Consider the following 16,297-nt stretch of genomic DNA (forward strand, 5'->3'; position numbering starts at 1 on the left):
ATACTTACGTTCAACAAATACGCAGTTTTTCTCGTTACGGCATGCAAAACAGGAGGTTTTTATGCTCATCGTTGTTCCTGTCCTTATATTCGTTGCGCTGGTTATCGTGGGCGCAGGCGTCAAAATTGTCCCGCAGGGTTACCAGTGGACCGTCGAACGCTTCGGTCGCTACACCAATACTCTTCAGCCGGGTTTAAGCCTGATCGTCCCGTTCATGGACAGAATTGGGCGTAAGATCAATATGATGGAGCAGGTGCTGGATATCCCTTCCCAGGAAGTCATCTCCAAGGATAACGCCAACGTCACCATCGATGCGGTGTGCTTTATTCAGGTGATTGATGCGCCGAAAGCGGCCTATGAGGTGAGCAACCTGGAGCTGGCGATCGTCAACCTGACCATGACCAACATCCGTACCGTGCTTGGCTCAATGGAGCTGGACGAAATGCTCTCCCAGCGCGACAGCATAAATACCCGCCTGCTGCACATTGTGGATGAAGCCACCAATCCGTGGGGGATCAAAGTGACACGCATTGAGATCCGCGACGTGCGCCCACCGGCAGAGCTGATTGCTTCCATGAACGCGCAGATGAAGGCCGAGCGTACCAAGCGTGCCTATATTCTTGAAGCCGAAGGGGTGCGTCAGGCTGAAATCCTGAAAGCGGAAGGGGAAAAACAGTCGCAGATCCTGAAAGCCGAGGGCGACCGTCAGTCTGCCTTCCTCCAGGCGGAAGCGCGTGAACGTTCGGCAGAAGCGGAAGCCCGCGCGACGCAAATGGTCTCCGAGGCGATTGCCGCCGGGGATATCCAGGCCGTGAACTACTTCGTCGCGCAAAAATATACCGATGCGCTGAAGGAGATCGGCTCCGCGAACAACAGCAAGGTGGTAATGATGCCGCTGGATGCCAGCAGTCTGATGGGATCTATCGCCGGAATTGCCGAGTTGATCAAAGACGGCGGAAACGAGCGTAAAAAATGATAGAGCTCATCGTTGCACATCCTCATGCGTTCTGGCTAAGCCTTGGCGGCTTACTGCTGGCCGCCGAGATGCTTGGCGGCAACGGTTATCTGCTGTGGAGCGGGGTTGCCGCGGTGATTACCGGGCTGGTCGTCTGGCTGCTGCCTGTCGGCTGGGAGTGGCAGGGCGCGCTGTTTGCCGTGCTGACGCTGCTGGCCGCCTGGCTGTGGTGGCGCTGGCTGAACAAACGGGTGAAGGCGCAGAAGCCGGTCGACGCGCACCTCAACCAGCGTGGGCAGCAGATCGTGGGTAGACGCTTTACGCTTGATAACGCGCTGATCAACGGACGCGGTCATATGCGCGTGGGGGACAGTTCGTGGCCGGTGGTGGCCGACGATGACCTCAGCGCCGGCACGCGGGTTGAGGTCATTGCGGTGGAAGGCATTACCCTGCGGGTTAAAGCCTGTTAGGCGTGGGTTTTACGGTGGCAGCAGCCGGAAAGATTGTCGATAATCGGGCACTCGGCGCTGTCATCTCCCGGGCAGGATTCTGCCAGCTGTAACAGTTGCTCACGCATCGCCTGTAATTCGATGATATGGCGTTCGATCTCCGCCACTTTTTCCAGCGTACGTTTTTTCACGTCGGCACTGTGGCGTTTCGGATCGTTAAACAGGTTAACCAGCTCGCCGCACTCTTCAAGGTTAAATCCTACCTGTCTTGCCTGGCGCAGTAACGTCAGTTCATCAAGATGCAGCTGCGTATAGCTGCGGTAGCCGTTCTCACTGCGCAACGGTGGCGTCACCAGCCCTTTTTCCTCATAAAAGCGAATCGCTTTGCTGGTTAAGCCGGTTTTTTTCGCAACATCGCTGATATTCACATTTCCCCCTTGACCTTCCCCTTGATGGAAGGTTTAACCTTCATAACAGTTAGCGAAAAGCAGAGTGAAGGTCAACAATTGACCAGAACATTATACGGGAGTTTTGTTATGTCTCACACTATTGACCTGACACTGGACGGCCTCTCCTGCGGCCACTGTGTCAAACGCGTTAAAGAAAGCCTGGAGCAGCGTCCTGACGTGGAAAGCGCTGAGGTGACTATCGATCATGCCGCCGTGACCGGCAGCGCCAGCGCCGACGCGCTGATTGATACCATTAAACAGGCCGGTTACGGGGCGGAGTTAAGCCACCCAAAGGCTAAACCGCTGGCAGAGTCATCATCCCCGTCGGAAGCACTGACAGCGGCCACTCCTGAGCTTCCGGTAGCTGATGACATTGATGACAGCCAACAGCTGCTGATCAACGGCATGAGCTGCGCCAGCTGCGTCTCCCGGGTACAAAACGCCTTACAGGCGGTACCGGGCGTCGCACAGGCACGGGTAAACCTGGCGGAGCGTACTGCGCTGGTGATGGGCAGCGCCTCCGCCGCAGAGTTAGTGAAGGCCGTGGAGAAAGCGGGCTACGGGGCGGAGGCCATCGAAGATGATGCCGAGCGCCGCGAGCGCCAGCAGGAAACGGCTGTCGCCACTATGAAGCGTTTCCGCTGGCAGGCGATTGTCGCCCTGCTGGTCGGTATTCCGGTGATGGTGTGGGGCATGATGGGTGACAACATGATGGTCACCGCTGACAACCGCACCCTGTGGCTGGTGATTGGTCTGATTACCCTTGCGGTGATGGTGTTTGCTGGCGGACATTTCTATACCAGCGCCTGGAAGAGCCTGAAAAACCGCACCGCGACGATGGACACGCTGGTCGCGCTCGGTACCGGCGCGGCGTGGCTGTATTCGATGAGCGTGAACGTCTGGCCGCAGTGGTTCCCGATGGAGGCGCGCCATCTCTATTATGAAGCGAGTGCGATGATTATCGGTCTGATTAACTTAGGCCATATGCTCGAAGCCCGCGCGCGTCAGCGCTCGTCGAAAGCGCTGGAAAGATTACTCGATTTAACCCCGCCGACGGCCCGCGTGGTCACGGACGACGGGGAAAAAAGCGTTCCGCTCTCAGAGGTACAGCCGGGAATGACGCTGCGCCTGACCACCGGCGACCGCGTGCCCGTCGACGGTGAAATCACCCAGGGCGATGCCTGGCTGGATGAAGCGATGCTGACCGGCGAGCCGATACCCCAGCAGAAATCTCAGGGCGATGCGGTGCATGCGGGTACGGTGGTACAGGACGGCAGCGTACTGTTCCGCGCCAGCGCGGTCGGGAGCCATACCACGCTGTCACGCATCATTCGCATGGTCCGCCAGGCGCAGAGCAGTAAGCCGGAGATTGGTCAGCTTGCCGATAAAATCTCCGCCATTTTTGTGCCGGTGGTCGTCGGTATTGCTCTGCTGAGCGCGGCGATCTGGTATTTCTTCGGCCCGGCGCCGCAGATTGTCTACACCCTGGTGATCGCCACCACGGTGCTGATCATCGCCTGCCCTTGTGCCCTTGGCCTGGCCACGCCGATGTCGATTATCTCTGGCGTCGGACGCGCCGCCGAATTTGGCGTACTGGTCCGTGATGCTGACGCCCTGCAACGGGCAAGCACGCTGGACACCCTTGTCTTTGATAAAACCGGCACGCTCACCGAGGGCAAACCGCAGGTGGTGGCCGTCAGTACCGTTGGCTGTACGGAGACGGACGCCCTGCGCCTTGCCGCCGCGCTGGAACAAGGTTCCAGCCACCCGCTGGCGCGCGCCATCCTGGAGAAAGCCGGTGATGGCCGTCTGCCGCAGGTCAGCAACTTCCGCACCCTGCGCGGTTTAGGGGTCAGCGGTGAAGCAGAAGGCCATACGCTGCTGCTGGGCAACCAGGCACTGCTGACTGAACACGGCGTTGATACGTCCGCGCTGGACGCAGAGCTAAACGCGCAGGCCTCTCAGGGCGCGACGCCGGTTCTGCTGGCGAGGGATGGTCAGGTGGCGGCGCTGCTGGCCGTGCGCGATCCGTTACGCCAGGACAGCGTAGATGCCTTACAGCGCCTGCACCGCGCGGGCTATCGTCTGGTGATGCTGACCGGGGACAACCCGACCACCGCCAACGCCATTGCGAAAGAAGCCGGTATTGATGAGGTGATCGCGGGCGTGCTGCCGGACGGCAAAGCGGACGCCATCAAGAACCTGCAAAGTCAGGGTCGCCAGGTGGCGATGGTGGGCGACGGCATCAACGACGCCCCGGCGCTGGCGCAGGCTGACGTAGGCATTGCGATGGGCGGCGGGAGCGATGTCGCCATTGAAACCGCGGCGATCACCCTGATGCGCCACAGCCTGATGGGGGTGGCGGATGCGCTGGCGATTTCGAAAGCCACGTTGCGCAACATGAAGCAGAACCTGCTGGGGGCCTTCGTCTATAACTCGCTCGGCATTCCGATTGCCGCCGGGATTTTGTGGCCGCTGACCGGTACCCTGCTGAACCCGGTTGTTGCGGGTGCGGCGATGGCGCTCTCGTCAATTACCGTGGTGAGCAACGCTAACCGTCTGCTGCGGTTTAAACCGAAGGATTGAACCTTGTACCCGTACGCGCTAGCATGAACCTTTCCGATCATGGAGCGCGTATGGGTCTGTTTAATCGTCTAAAAACATCGTTTCGCGCCCTTTTTCCCCGCCGTTATGCCTGGCCCGGTATGGATATTTCGCTTCCGGGCGGGCAGCATCTGCACCTGGTGGGAAGCATTCATATGGGCACGCAGGACATGTCCCCCCTGCCCTCCGGCCTGATTAAACTGCTGAAGCGCGCCGACGCGCTGATCGTCGAAGCCGACATCTCCGGCCATGAATCGCCGTTTGCCGGGCTGGAAAGCGATCGCACCCTGGCGGAACGTCTTAACGAGACGCAGCTGGCTAAGCTTACCCGTCTTGCGGATGAGACCGGCGTCTCGCTCTCAATGCTCGACACTCTGCCCCTGTGGCAAATTGCCATGGTGCTACAGGCCACCCAGGCGCAACGCCTGGGGCTGCGCGGCGATTACGGTATCGATTATCAACTGCTGAATGCGGCAAGGGCGCGCAACCTGTCCGTCATTGAACTGGAAGGCACGGACAGCCAGATTGCGCTTCTTCGCCAGCTTCCCGATGACGGCCTGATGCTGCTGGATGATACCCTGACCCACTGGCACACCAACGCGCGTCTGCTGCAAACGATGATTGGCTGGTGGCTGGATGCGCCGCCCGCAGACGGTAAGCTGGCGTTACCGTCGACGTTCAGTGAATCGTTGTATGATGTGCTGATGAACGCGCGCAACCAGGCGTGGCGGGAGACACTATATGCCCTGCCTGCCGGTCGTTATGTTGTCGCGGTTGGCGCGTTGCATTTGTACGGAGAAGGGAATTTGCCGTCGCTGCTGAAATAAAAAAATGGCCAATATCTCTATTGGCCCGTCAAAGAGGAATTTCATCGTTTTTATTATACCGAAGTGACCTTCGGCTACGCCGATTGTCGCTCAAAGTAACCATCACTGCCAATACTATTGCGCAAGATGGTGCTATTTTTTAGACAAACGTCAGGCGTATGCTGCTGGTATGAATCGTCTGTCGTAAGAAGGATAGCCATGACTCCCGCCGTTAAATTACTCGAAAAAAACAAAATTTCTTTCCGGATCCACACCTACGATCACGATCCGAACGAAACCAACTTTGGTGATGAAGTGGTGCGCAAGCTGGGGCTGAACGCGGACCAGGTCTACAAAACGCTGCTGGTCGCGGTGAACGGCGATATGAAGCACCTCGCCGTGGCAGTGACGCCCGTCGCCGGACAGCTTGATCTGAAGAAAGTGGCCAAAGCGCTGGGAGCGAAAAAGGTCGATATGGCTGACCCGATGGTTGCGCAACGCACAACGGGTTATCTGGTCGGCGGGATCAGCCCGCTCGGCCAGAAAAAGCGTCTGCCGACGCTGATCGATGCGCCTTCGCAGGAATTTGAGACGATCTATATTTCTGGCGGCAAACGCGGGCTGGATATCGAACTGGCCGCAGGCGATCTGGCGAAAATGCTGGACGCGAAATTTGCGGATATTGCGCGCCGGGATTGAGAAAATTGCCCGGTGGCGCTGCGCTTACCGGGCCTACGATTCGAATGTAGGCCGGGTAAGGCGAAGCCGCCACCCGGCAAAAAAACGCACTACTGCCAGCTTACCTCGCCTTTCGGCTCATACATGTTCACGTCAATCGGTGAATTTTGCTGGATAAACTGCTTCAACACTTCCGCATCAATAAACCCGGTATTTACATAGCCCGGTTTGTTATCGATATGCGGATAGCCGTCGCCGCCGGTGGCGTTAAAGCTTAACGTTGCCAGGCGGTAGGTTTTCGCCGGATCAACCGGTTCGCCTTTGATTTTGAGATCGTTAAGCTTGCCGTCCTTCGCGACGAAGCTGACGTTAGCAAACTGCGGATACGCCCCGGAATCCGGCTTCATCTGCGCCACGGCGGTCAGGTAGTCAATCACCTCCTTCCCGCTCATGTCCGCATAGACCACCACGTTGCCAAACGGCTGCACTTTGAGCACGTCTTTATAGGTGATGTCTCCGCCTTCGATGGAATCACGAATACCGCCGCCGCTCATCACGCCGAAATCCGCATTCGTGCGCGCCATCTGCGCGGCCAGCACCAGACGCCCCATGTTGGTCTGTACGAAGCGGACTTTGCTGCGGTCCCCTTCCAGTCGTCCGTTAAGCGTGCCAATCTTCACGTCCAGCTGCGCTTTCCCTTTGCTCTGGAACGGCGTCAGCAGAGAGAGCATCTGCTGGTTTTCAGCGATCTCTGGCGTGTAGAGTACCCGCTCGCTTTTGCCGTCCGGGTAGGTCACTTTCTTCTTCAGGTTGACCGGGATGAGCTGATAGTGCACCAGCTTCATCTCGCCGTTACGGAATTCGAAATCCGCGCGGCCAACGTATTTACCCCACTCGTGGGCCTGTACAATCCAGATCCCGTTCTGACGATCCGGCGCGCACGGCGTGCCGGGCACATAATCTACCTGCTTTTTATTCTCAGAGGCCATGCAGACCGGATCCTGCGAATGACCGCCCACAATCATCGCCAGCGAGCCCGCAGGAAGGCTGCGCGCCATCTCCACGTCGCCCGGCGCGTTAGAGCCGTGCTGACCGTTATCGTAATGCCCCATGTGGGTGGTCGCGATAATCACATCCGGTTTTTCATTCTGCTGCAACTCCTGGATCACCAGCTTCGCTTCGTCCGCCGGTTTACGGAATTCGATGTCGGTGAAAAATTCAGGATTACCAATTTTGGCCGTATCGTCGGTGGTTAAGCCGATGACAGCGATCTTCAGATCCTGACGCTTAAACAGCGCCCACGGTTTAAACAGGCGCTCGCCGGTGCTTTTCTGATAAATATTGGCGGAAAGGAACGGGAATTTGGACCACTTCTCCTGCTGGCGCAATACGCTCAGCGGATTATCAAACTCGTGGTTTCCGACCGCCATCGCGTCGTAACCAATTAAATTCATGCCGCGAAAATCAGGCTCGGCATCCTGCAAATCAGATTCCGGCACCCCGGTATTAATATCCCCGCCCGACAGCAGCAGGACGCTGCCGCCCTGGGCCGCGACCTCTTTACGAATGCCGTCCACCAGCGTTTTTTGCGCCGCCAGGCCATATTCACCGTATTCGCTGCGCCAGAAATGGCCGTGATGATCGTTAGTATGCAGAATGGTAATTTTATAGGTTTTATCTTTTTCATACGCCTGCGCGGGCAGGCTTGTCAGCCCCCATGCGGCGATGAGCGCCAGCGCGACGCCACGCTTCATTAACTTCATCTTCTCTCTCCCTGACCCATAGACAAACGCAAAAATTACAGTGACTCACAAGAATAGACAAATAAGTTTTCAGAATTGCGACTTTCTTCAAATGTCACGGACGGGTATGTTAGTCGGATAATAATTACTCCCTGCATCTCTAATAACAAATCGACGTGGTATTTATGGCAATCAGTGAATCAACCCAGCCCGTCCAGGGCGCTCCGGCGTCGCCGCCGAAATCGCGCACTTCCTTTAAAGTATTAGGCGCAATCAGTCTCTCTCATCTGCTCAACGACATGATCCAGTCGCTGATTCTGGCGATCTACCCGCTGTTGCAGTCTGAGTTCTCATTAACCTTCGTGCAGATCGGGATGATCACCCTGACCTTCCAGCTGGCCTCTTCGCTGCTACAGCCGGTGGTGGGCTACTGGACGGACAAATACCCGATGCCATGGTCCCTGCCCATTGGGATGTGCTTTACCCTGAGCGGGCTGGTGCTGCTGGCCATGGCGGGCAGCTTTGAGGCGGTACTGGTTGCCGCGGCGCTGGTGGGAACCGGTTCATCGGTGTTCCATCCGGAATCGTCCCGCGTGGCACGTATGGCCTCCGGCGGACGTCACGGGCTGGCGCAGTCTCTGTTCCAGGTGGGGGGTAACTTTGGTAGCTCCCTCGGTCCTCTGCTGGCGGCGGTAATTATCGCGCCTTACGGCAAAGGCAACGTGGCGTGGTTTGTGCTGGCCGCGCTGCTGGCGATTGTCGTCCTGGCGCAAATCAGCCGCTGGTATGCCGCGCAGCATCGCGTAAATAAGGGAAAACCTGCCGCGAAGATAACCAATCCCCTTCCGCGCAATAAGGTGATCCTTGCCGTCAGCGTGCTGCTGGTGCTGATTTTCTCGAAATATTTCTATATGGCGAGCATTAGCAGCTATTACACCTTCTATCTGATGCAAAAATTCGGATTATCAGTACAAAACGCCCAGTTCCACCTCTTTGCCTTCCTGTTTGCGGTGGCGGCAGGCACGGTGATAGGCGGCCCTGTGGGGGATAAAATTGGACGTAAATATGTGATTTGGGGCTCTATACTCGGCGTCGCGCCGTTTACGCTTGTTTTACCGTACGCAACGCTGGAATGGACCGGAATATTGACGGTGATTATTGGTTTTATTCTCGCATCGGCATTTTCAGCCATCCTGGTCTACGCGCAGGAGCTGCTACCGGGACGTATCGGTATGGTTTCCGGTCTCTTTTTCGGTTTTGCCTTTGGCATGGGCGGCCTTGGCGCAGCCGTGTTGGGGATGGTTGCAGACCACACCAGCATCTTCCTGGTCTATAAAATCTGCGCTTTCCTGCCACTTCTGGGGATGTTGACCATATTCCTGCCTGACAATCGTCATAAAGCGTGACTTCACGGCTGCCAAAGTTAAACTTTGGCAGCCGGATAACCTGATGCCATAAGGCTTTCCTCTCCCTCCCCTCAGCAAATTTATCAAAATCTGCCTTTTTTCATGCTTATTGCTTTTTTATTGTGATTTCAACAATTATTCATAAACATAAGCGTAAAAATTGTCATAAACTATTAATCGGCTTTTTGGTATTTGCACCAAAAATGGATCACCCATCGCGAAAGGAGACGGAATGCACCACGCCACACCGCTTATCACCACCATTGTTGGTGGACTTGTGCTCGCTTTTATTCTCGGCATGATTGCCAATAAATTGCGTATTTCGCCCCTGGTAGGCTATTTACTGGCGGGCGTGCTGGCAGGGCCCTTTACGCCGGGTTTTGTCGCTGATACCAAACTGGCGCCTGAGCTGGCGGAATTGGGCGTGATCCTGCTGATGTTTGGCGTCGGACTGCATTTTTCCCTGAAGGATCTGATGGCGGTAAAGTCGATCGCCATACCGGGAGCGATCGCCCAGATAGGGGTGGCGACGCTGCTGGGCATGGCGCTTTCGGCGGTGCTGGGCTGGTCAATCATGACCGGTATCGTATTTGGGCTGTGTCTTTCAACCGCCAGTACCGTGGTGCTGCTGCGCGCGCTTGAAGAGAGACAGCTGATAGACAGCCAGCGCGGACAAATCGCGATAGGCTGGCTGATTGTTGAAGATCTGGTGATGGTGTTGACGCTGGTTCTGCTGCCTGCCGTTGCCGGGATGATGGAAAAAGAGAATATCGGCTTCGCCTCGCTAGCGCTGGATATGAGCATTACCATCGGTAAAGTCGTGGCGTTTATCGCCATCATGATGCTGGTGGGCCGCCGTCTGGTGCCGTGGATCATGTCCCGCAGCGCCGCCACGGGCTCGCGTGAACTGTTCACGCTTTCGGTCCTTGCGCTGGCGCTGGGCATTGCCTTTGGCGCCGTCGAGCTGTTTGACGTCTCCTTTGCGCTGGGCGCGTTCTTCGCCGGGATGGTGCTGAACGAGTCCGAGCTGAGCCACCGTGCCGCGCACGATACCCTGCCGCTACGTGATGCATTCGCGGTGCTGTTCTTTGTCTCCGTCGGGATGCTGTTCGACCCGCTGATCCTCATTCAGCAGCCGCTGGCCGTGCTGGGTACGCTGGCAATCATCATCTTTGGTAAGTCCGTTGCCGCCTTCTTCCTGGTACGGATGTTCGGCCATTCGCCGCGCACGGCGCTGACCATCGCCGCCAGCCTGGCGCAGATTGGCGAGTTCGCCTTTATTCTTGCTGGTCTGGGGATGGCCCTGAACCTGCTGCCACAGGCGGGGCAAAATCTGGTGCTGGCGGGGGCGATCCTCTCCATCATGCTAAACCCGGTATTGTTTGCCCTGCTGGAGAAATATCTCGAGAAGACCGAAACCCTCGAAGAGCAAACCCTGGAAGAAGCGATTGAGGAGGAGAAACAGATCCCCGTAGATATCTGCAACCACGCGCTGCTGGTCGGTTTTGGCCGCGTCGGCAGCCTGCTCGGTGAGAAGCTGATGGCCCAGGGAATCCCCCTGGTAGTGATTGAAACCTCCCGCACTCGCGTCGACGAGCTTCGCGAGCGCGGCATCCGCGCGGTGCTGGGCAACGCGGCTAACGAAGAGATTATGAATCTGGCGCATCTGGACTGCGCTCGCTGGCTGCTGCTCACTATCCCGAACGGTTACGAGGCTGGCGAGATTGTCGCCACAGCCCGTGAAAAATGCCCACATATCGAAATCATTGCCCGCGCCCATTATGATGACGAAGTGGAGTACATCACCGAGCGCGGCGCGAATCAGGTGGTGATGGGTGAGCGTGAGATTGCGAATACAATGCTGACAATGCTGACAAAACCGCCAGTTGAAGAGGCGGTGACGGGTTAAGTTTTGTGCGGCCTGATGCCCTCACCCTGGCCCTCTCCCACAGGGAGAGGGAACAAACACTAAAAACGGCAACCACAGGTTGCCGTTTTGCTTTTACCTGTCCCAATACGCCTCTTCGAGGCTGTCTTCCCGTTCCGGCAGCCCCCGCGTTAAGCGCGGTGAATGCTGGTTCAGCACCTGATAACTCACGCGGTTCGCGTACTTGCACACCTGCGCCAGCGAGGAGTAGGTCAGCCAGTTGAAGGTGTGCTTGCTGGAATTCGGCACATTGGTTTTGTGGTAGGCGTTGGCGGTGATGTCGTGCAGCAGCGCGGCCAGCGCGCCGTCGCCCGCGCCGTTGGTGTTCATGATCTTCTCGGGGCCACCCATATACGGTGCGATGTGGGAGAAGATACGCAGCGGGTTGATGCAGTCTTTATGACGCATGGCGCGGCTGAACTCGTACTGGTTAAATTCGGCGATTGCGCCCGGCAGCAGCGGGTGCTGGGTTTTCCGCTTGCTCTCTTCTTCCGTGAAGCCCGCCATATACAGCCCGACCGGCCCGGCGGTGCAGAGCACCAGATCTACCCAGTCCAGCGCCTTATCAGACGCCAGCAGCGGATCGCTTTCGCCGGTCAGCGCTTCGGCTTCTTCTTCATTCATCGCCAGAATCGAGACGTGTTCTTTCAGGAAGGCCTGCCACCACTCCGGGTTGTCGGCAATGACGAATTTGGTGCCCAGCGTCAGAACCACAGGCACGTTGTATTTCTTCGCGTACTCAATTGCCTTCATGGTTGCGTCCGGCATTGGTTCGCCCGGCTTGCAGCGCACCAGATAGGAGGTCAGTACCAGCGCAGACGCGCCCGCGATCACCTCTTCCGGGATACTTTCAGCGCGCAGCTTGTTCATATGGCCGGGGCTGATGGCAAAGGTACGCTCGCCGGAATCGCTTATCAGCGTAAAGCAGCGGCCAATCGGCCCGTCAACGCCCTGCAAATAGTTCAGATCGGTGCGGCTGGAGGTATTGCACAGGTAGCGGTAGGCATAGCCACCGATTTCGATATTGCTGCACATCACGCCAAGCAGCACCGAGCGGTCGTCTGCCAGTACGGAGTAGTTGTGCATGGTGTTGCCGATGGTGCCGCCGGCAAACTGGTGGGTGATAAGATTTTCGCGCACCAGCTCCTGATACAGCGCTTCAGCAACGTCATCCTCAATCACCAGCGAGTGCCCGGCGCTCAGACCGTAACGTGCGACAAACGCATCATCCACTTTGGCTTCAATGTCCACCAGCGTCTGATCGATACCGACCACCCAGGCAGCGCTGGTTTCGCTTTCCTGCTGAATTTGCTGTAACAGCGGATCGCGGGCATCGACGGGGAAATAGTGTTTGGACTTACGTTTACCGGGAAATTTCATGGTCTGAACTGTGCAAAGAATACGGGCCGGGAATGGTAGCACAAACCCGGCCCGTAACGCGATCAGCGGCGGGTGGTGACCAGTGACACCATCATGTCGATGTGTTCAGGGGAGTCGTTAAGCGCAGGAATGTATTCGTATTTCGTTCCGCCTGCCTCCATAAAGAACTCTTTGTTCTGGACAGCAATCTCTTCCAGCGTTTCCAGACAGTCCGCCGAGAAGCCCGGCGACATCACCTGAATGTGCTTCACGCCCTTCTCGCCCAGCATCTTAAGCGTTTCATCAGTATACGGGGTGAGCCACGGTTCACGGCCGAAGCGCGACTGGAAGGTCATCATCACCTTCTCAGGCGGCAGGCCGAGGGCGGAGACCAGCTCGCGGGTGGTATCGCGGCAACGCTGGGGGTAATCATCCCCTTCGTTCGCGAAACGCTGCGGAATACCGTGATAGGAGAGCAGCAGCAGATCCGGCTCGCCGTGTTTTTCAAACGACGCGCGCGCGCTGCTGGCAAGCGCCTGAATGTACAGCTCGTTATCGGCGTAGTCGCGGATAAAGGTGATACCCGGTATACGGCGGCGGGTCGCCAGAATGCGCGCCAGTTCGTCCCAGACGGCAGCTACCGTGGAGCACGAATACTGCGGATAAAGGGCCAGCACCACAATGTGTTCAACGCCCTGCGCCAGCAGAGAGTCGACGGCGCTTTCCAGGGACGGCTTACCGTAGCTCATGCCGAGCGCAACGGGCATGTCCGGCAGGCGGGCGGCCAGCGCCTTCTCCTGACGACGGCTGTACACCATCAGCGGCGAGCCCTCTTCCATCCACACGGACTGATAGAGCTTTGCCACACGCGGGGAACGAATCGGCAGAATGACGCCACGCAGCAGTGGCCACCACAGCAGTCTTGGGGTATCCACGACGCGCGTGTCGCTTAAAAATTGTCGCAGGTAGCGTTTGACCGCCGCTGGAGTAGGTGCTTCTGGGGTGCCCAGATTGGCAAGCAGGATGCCGGTTTTCGCCTGACTCATTCACGCCTCTTAACCATTTGATAGGCTGTCAATTGTAGCGGAAATGCGTTTAAACGAAACCCATTGCTGTAATAGGTAAGATGAGAATTTTTCTCACCCGGGGCTCCGGGTGAGAGAGGTGCGCTTAGCCGAGGATTTTTTCCAGCTCTGCACGTACGTCAGCCACGGCTTTGGTGCCGTCCACTTTCGCGTATTTGGTGTTACCCGCCTGCGCTTCTTTGGTGTAGTAGCCGATCAGCGGTGCGGTCATCTGATGATATTCCACCAGGCGTTTACGCACGGTTTCTTCCTGATCGTCTTTACGGGTGGTCAGCTCTTCGCCGGTCACGTCGTCTTTGCCTTCAACCTTAGGTGGGTTGAATTTGATGTGGTAAACGCGGCCAGAAGCAGCGTGTACGCGACGGCCAACGATACGGTCAACGATCAGCTCGTCTGGTACGTCGAACTCCAGCACGTAATCCACGTTGATGCCCGCTTCTTTCATGGCGTCAGCCTGAGGAATGGTGCGCGGGAAGCCGTCAAGCAGGAAACCGTTACGGCAGTCTTCCTGAGCAATGCGCTCTTTAACCAGCGCGATAACCAGTTCGTCGGTCACCAGTTTGCCTGCGTCCATGATGTCTTTCGCTTGTTTACCCAGCTCGGAGCCAGATTTAACAGCGGCGCGCAGCATGTCACCGGTGGAGATTTGCGGAATACCGTATTTCTCCATGATGAACTGAGCCTGAGTTCCTTTACCCGCGCCCGGAGCGCCAAGCAGAATAATACGCATTGCGAAAATCCCCTCAAAAGTCGATTCAATTTTTCAAAAAGCGCTAAACAATACCACCAGAACGGGTATGGCTCAAGGAAGGCGGGAAGGCTGAAACGGTTAACGGGGGGAGATAATTTGGCTTCGTGCGGTCTGGTGCCCTCACCCTAACCCTCTCCCACAGGGAGAGGGAACTCTTTCACCCTCTCCCTGTGGGAGAGGGCCGGGGTGAGGGAAGATTACGCCAGCAGCAGCGCATTCACACGTTTAATGAACAGGTTAGGATCTTCCAGCGTACCGCGCTCGGCCAGCAGGGACTGAGCCAGCAGCAGTTCAACCCACTCCGCAAAGCGGGCGTCGTCCTGGGTATCCGCCGCGCGTTTCACCAGCGGGTGATCCGGATTAAGCTCAAAGATATATTTCACTTCCGGCACGGCCTGGCCCGCCGCAGCGAACAGTTTCGCCATCTGGGTGCTCATTTCGTCCGCATCGGTGGTGACAATGGCTGGCGTATCGGTCAGACGGTGCGTGAAGCGCACCTCTTTCACGCGGTCGCCCAGCAGCGTTTTAACGCGCTCAACGAACGGCTCCAGCGCCTTCTCGGCTTCTTTCGCGCTGTCGTCCACTTCATCCGCCAGCTTATCGATAGACTCGTCGGCTTTGGCAACGGACTGGAAGGATTTACCGTCGAACTCGGTCAGGTAGTTCATCATCCACTCGTCGATGCGGTCAGACAGCAGCAGCACTTCGATGCCTTTCTTACGCAGCAGTTCCAGATGCGGGCTGCTCTTCGCTGCCGCATAGCTGTCGGCGGTGATGTAGTAGATCTTCTCCTGCCCTTCTTTCATGCGGGAGACGTACTCTTCCAGCGACACGGTCTGGGCGGAGGAGTCGTTGTGCGTAGAGGCGAAGCGCAGCAGTTTAGCGATAGCTTCCACGTTCGCAGTATCTTCCGCCGGACCTTCTTTCAGCACCAGGCCAAACTGTTTCCAGAAGGTCTGGTATTTTTCCGCATCGTCCTTCGCCAGTTTTTCCAGCATCTGCAACGCACGTTTGGTCAGGGCGTTGCGCAGGTTACGGGTGACGGTGCTGTCCTGAAGAATTTCACGGGAGACGTTCAGCGGCAGATCGTTGGAGTCTATCAGGCCACGCACAAAGCGCAGGTAGTTCGGCATGAACTGCTCGGCGTCGTCCATGATGAAGACGCGCTGCACGTACAGCTTCAGGCCGTGCTTGTGATCGCGGTTCCACATGTCCCACGGCGCCTGCGCCGGAATGTACAGCAGGCTGGTGTACTCCTGTTTCCCTTCCACACGGTTGTGGCTCCAGGTCAGCGGATCGGTGAAGTCGTGGGCGATGTGCTTGTAAAACTCGTTGTACTCGTCGTCTTTAATTTCAGCTTTATTACGCGTCCACAGCGCCTGCGCCTTGTTGATTTTCTCCCAGGAAACCACGGTTTCGCCGTCTTTCTCTTCCTGTTTTTCAATCTCTACCGGCAGCGCGATATGGTCGGAATATTTGCTGATAATGGAGCGTACGCGCCAGTCGTTCAGGAAATCGTCTTCGCCTTCACGCAGGTGCAGGGTGATTTCGGTGCCGCGATCCGCTTTGGTGATGTCATCAACGGTGTATTCACCTTCACCTTTAGACTCCCACAGCACGCCGTTCTCGACGCTGTCGCCCGCGGCGCGGGTGCGCACGGTGACTTTGTCCGCCACGATGAACGCCGAGTAGAAGCCTACGCCGAACTGACCGATCAGCTGGCTGTCTTTCGCCTGGTCAGAGCCCATGGACTCAAGGAACGCTTTGGTGCCGGATTTGGCGATGGTTCCGAGGTGGTCAATCACCTCGTCGCGGTTCATCCCGATGCCGTTATCGGCGATGGTCAGGGTGCGGTTCTCTTTATTAAACGAGACGCGCACGCGCAGCTCGCCGTCGCCTTCATACAGATCCGGGTTAGACAGCGCGCGGAAGCGCAGCTTGTCCGCCGCATCAGAGGCGTTGGAAATCAGCTCACGCAGGAAGATTTCTTTGTTGGAATACAGGGAATGGATCATCAGGTGCAGAAGCTGTTTTACTTCTGACTGGAAACCACGGGTTTCTTGTCCTTTCATCTAAGTCGACCTCA

General features: G+C 57.1%; 13 protein-coding genes. 7 read left to right on the forward strand and 6 right to left on the reverse strand.

The window, feature by feature from the left end; translation table 11 throughout:
- Positions 1–61: 61 nt before the first annotated feature.
- Positions 62–976: an SPFH domain-containing protein gene (locus tag H2Z33_RS02310; RefSeq protein WP_003858941.1), complete on the forward strand. Its 915-nt coding sequence runs from the start codon at positions 62–64 to the stop codon at positions 974–976.
- Complete coding sequence (locus H2Z33_RS02315; protein WP_015571238.1) at positions 973–1,425, forward strand: NfeD family protein; 453 nt, start codon at positions 973–975, stop codon at positions 1,423–1,425. Before H2Z33_RS02310 ends, H2Z33_RS02315 begins: the two co-directional genes overlap by 4 nt.
- Here the strand turns inward: H2Z33_RS02315 and cueR are convergent.
- On the reverse strand, positions 1,422–1,832 hold the full coding sequence (gene cueR / locus H2Z33_RS02320; RefSeq protein WP_017383222.1) for a Cu(I)-responsive transcriptional regulator: 411 nt from the start codon (positions 1,830–1,832) through the stop codon (positions 1,422–1,424). The genes H2Z33_RS02315 and cueR overlap by 4 nt on opposite strands.
- A gap of 108 nt (positions 1,833–1,940) precedes the next feature.
- Here cueR and copA point away from each other — a divergent pair, with 108 nt between their 5' ends.
- From copA to ybaK, 3 genes are all read left to right on the forward strand, one after another.
- Positions 1,941–4,439, forward strand: coding sequence for a copper-exporting P-type ATPase CopA (gene copA, locus H2Z33_RS02325; RefSeq protein WP_063134757.1), 2,499 nt, complete (start codon positions 1,941–1,943; stop codon positions 4,437–4,439).
- 50 nt (positions 4,440–4,489) lie between these two features.
- Complete coding sequence (locus H2Z33_RS02330; protein WP_063134756.1) at positions 4,490–5,284, forward strand: TraB/GumN family protein; 795 nt, start codon at positions 4,490–4,492, stop codon at positions 5,282–5,284.
- Between the two features lie 198 nt (positions 5,285–5,482).
- Positions 5,483–5,962, forward strand: a complete 480-nt coding sequence (gene ybaK, locus H2Z33_RS02335) for a Cys-tRNA(Pro)/Cys-tRNA(Cys) deacylase YbaK (protein WP_010428207.1) — start codon at positions 5,483–5,485, stop codon at positions 5,960–5,962.
- An 89-nt stretch (positions 5,963–6,051) separates the two neighbouring features.
- Here the strand turns inward: ybaK and ushA are convergent, their stop codons facing one another.
- Positions 6,052–7,704, reverse strand: a complete 1,653-nt coding sequence (ushA, locus tag H2Z33_RS02340) for a bifunctional UDP-sugar hydrolase/5'-nucleotidase UshA (RefSeq protein WP_045907183.1) — start codon at positions 7,702–7,704, stop codon at positions 6,052–6,054.
- A 164-nt stretch (positions 7,705–7,868) separates the two neighbouring features.
- Here ushA and H2Z33_RS02345 point away from each other — a divergent pair, with 164 nt between their 5' ends.
- A complete protein-coding gene (locus H2Z33_RS02345; protein WP_015571242.1) occupies positions 7,869–9,089 on the forward strand; it encodes an MFS transporter in 1,221 nt (406 codons plus the stop codon).
- 232 nt (positions 9,090–9,321) lie between these two features.
- On the forward strand, positions 9,322–10,998 hold the full coding sequence (ybaL, locus tag H2Z33_RS02350; protein ID WP_017383218.1) for a YbaL family putative K(+) efflux transporter: 1,677 nt from the start codon (positions 9,322–9,324) through the stop codon (positions 10,996–10,998).
- 93 nt (positions 10,999–11,091) lie between these two features.
- Here ybaL and H2Z33_RS02355 read toward each other — a convergent pair whose 3' ends face one another.
- The 4 genes from H2Z33_RS02355 to htpG form a co-directional block, all read right to left on the reverse strand.
- Positions 11,092–12,396 (reverse strand): inosine/guanosine kinase, encoded by a 1,305-nt coding sequence (locus H2Z33_RS02355; protein WP_032104066.1) that lies wholly within the window; start codon positions 12,394–12,396, stop codon positions 11,092–11,094.
- Between the two features lie 62 nt (positions 12,397–12,458).
- Positions 12,459–13,421 (reverse strand): ferrochelatase, encoded by a 963-nt coding sequence (gene hemH, locus H2Z33_RS02360; RefSeq protein WP_017383216.1) that lies wholly within the window; start codon positions 13,419–13,421, stop codon positions 12,459–12,461.
- Positions 13,422–13,545: 124 nt separating this feature from the next.
- Positions 13,546–14,190 carry an adenylate kinase gene (gene adk, locus H2Z33_RS02365; protein ID WP_006809841.1) on the reverse strand — a complete coding sequence of 215 codons (645 nt, stop codon included), beginning with the start codon at positions 14,188–14,190 and terminating at the stop codon, positions 13,546–13,548.
- A gap of 218 nt (positions 14,191–14,408) precedes the next feature.
- Positions 14,409–16,283 (reverse strand): molecular chaperone HtpG, encoded by a 1,875-nt coding sequence (htpG, locus tag H2Z33_RS02370; protein WP_063134755.1) that lies wholly within the window; start codon positions 16,281–16,283, stop codon positions 14,409–14,411.
- Positions 16,284–16,297: the final 14 nt, after the last annotated feature.

The organism is Enterobacter sp. YSU (assembly GCF_016082135.1).
GTDB lineage: Bacteria > Pseudomonadota > Gammaproteobacteria > Enterobacterales > Enterobacteriaceae > Enterobacter > Enterobacter hormaechei_C.

What these genes read in the sequence shown, in the direction of transcription:
- H2Z33_RS02355 (WP_032104066.1), bottom strand. Translation starts at nt 12,396, where the DNA reads ATGAAATTTCCCGGTAAACGTAAGTCCAAACACTATTTCCCCGTCGAT.
- ushA (WP_045907183.1), bottom strand. Translation starts at nt 7,704, where the DNA reads ATGAAGTTAATGAAGCGTGGCGTCGCGCTGGCGCTCATCGCCGCATGG.
- H2Z33_RS02310 (WP_003858941.1), top strand. Translation starts at nt 62, where the DNA reads ATGCTCATCGTTGTTCCTGTCCTTATATTCGTTGCGCTGGTTATCGTG.
- hemH (WP_017383216.1), bottom strand. Translation starts at nt 13,421, where the DNA reads ATGAGTCAGGCGAAAACCGGCATCCTGCTTGCCAATCTGGGCACCCCA.
- ybaK (WP_010428207.1), top strand. Translation starts at nt 5,483, where the DNA reads ATGACTCCCGCCGTTAAATTACTCGAAAAAAACAAAATTTCTTTCCGG.
- copA (WP_063134757.1), top strand. Translation starts at nt 1,941, where the DNA reads ATGTCTCACACTATTGACCTGACACTGGACGGCCTCTCCTGCGGCCAC.
- ybaL (WP_017383218.1), top strand. Translation starts at nt 9,322, where the DNA reads ATGCACCACGCCACACCGCTTATCACCACCATTGTTGGTGGACTTGTG.
- H2Z33_RS02315 (WP_015571238.1), top strand. Translation starts at nt 973, where the DNA reads ATGATAGAGCTCATCGTTGCACATCCTCATGCGTTCTGGCTAAGCCTT.
- H2Z33_RS02345 (WP_015571242.1), top strand. Translation starts at nt 7,869, where the DNA reads ATGGCAATCAGTGAATCAACCCAGCCCGTCCAGGGCGCTCCGGCGTCG.
- adk (WP_006809841.1), bottom strand. Translation starts at nt 14,190, where the DNA reads ATGCGTATTATTCTGCTTGGCGCTCCGGGCGCGGGTAAAGGAACTCAG.
- H2Z33_RS02330 (WP_063134756.1), top strand. Translation starts at nt 4,490, where the DNA reads ATGGGTCTGTTTAATCGTCTAAAAACATCGTTTCGCGCCCTTTTTCCC.
- htpG (WP_063134755.1), bottom strand. Translation starts at nt 16,283, where the DNA reads ATGAAAGGACAAGAAACCCGTGGTTTCCAGTCAGAAGTAAAACAGCTT.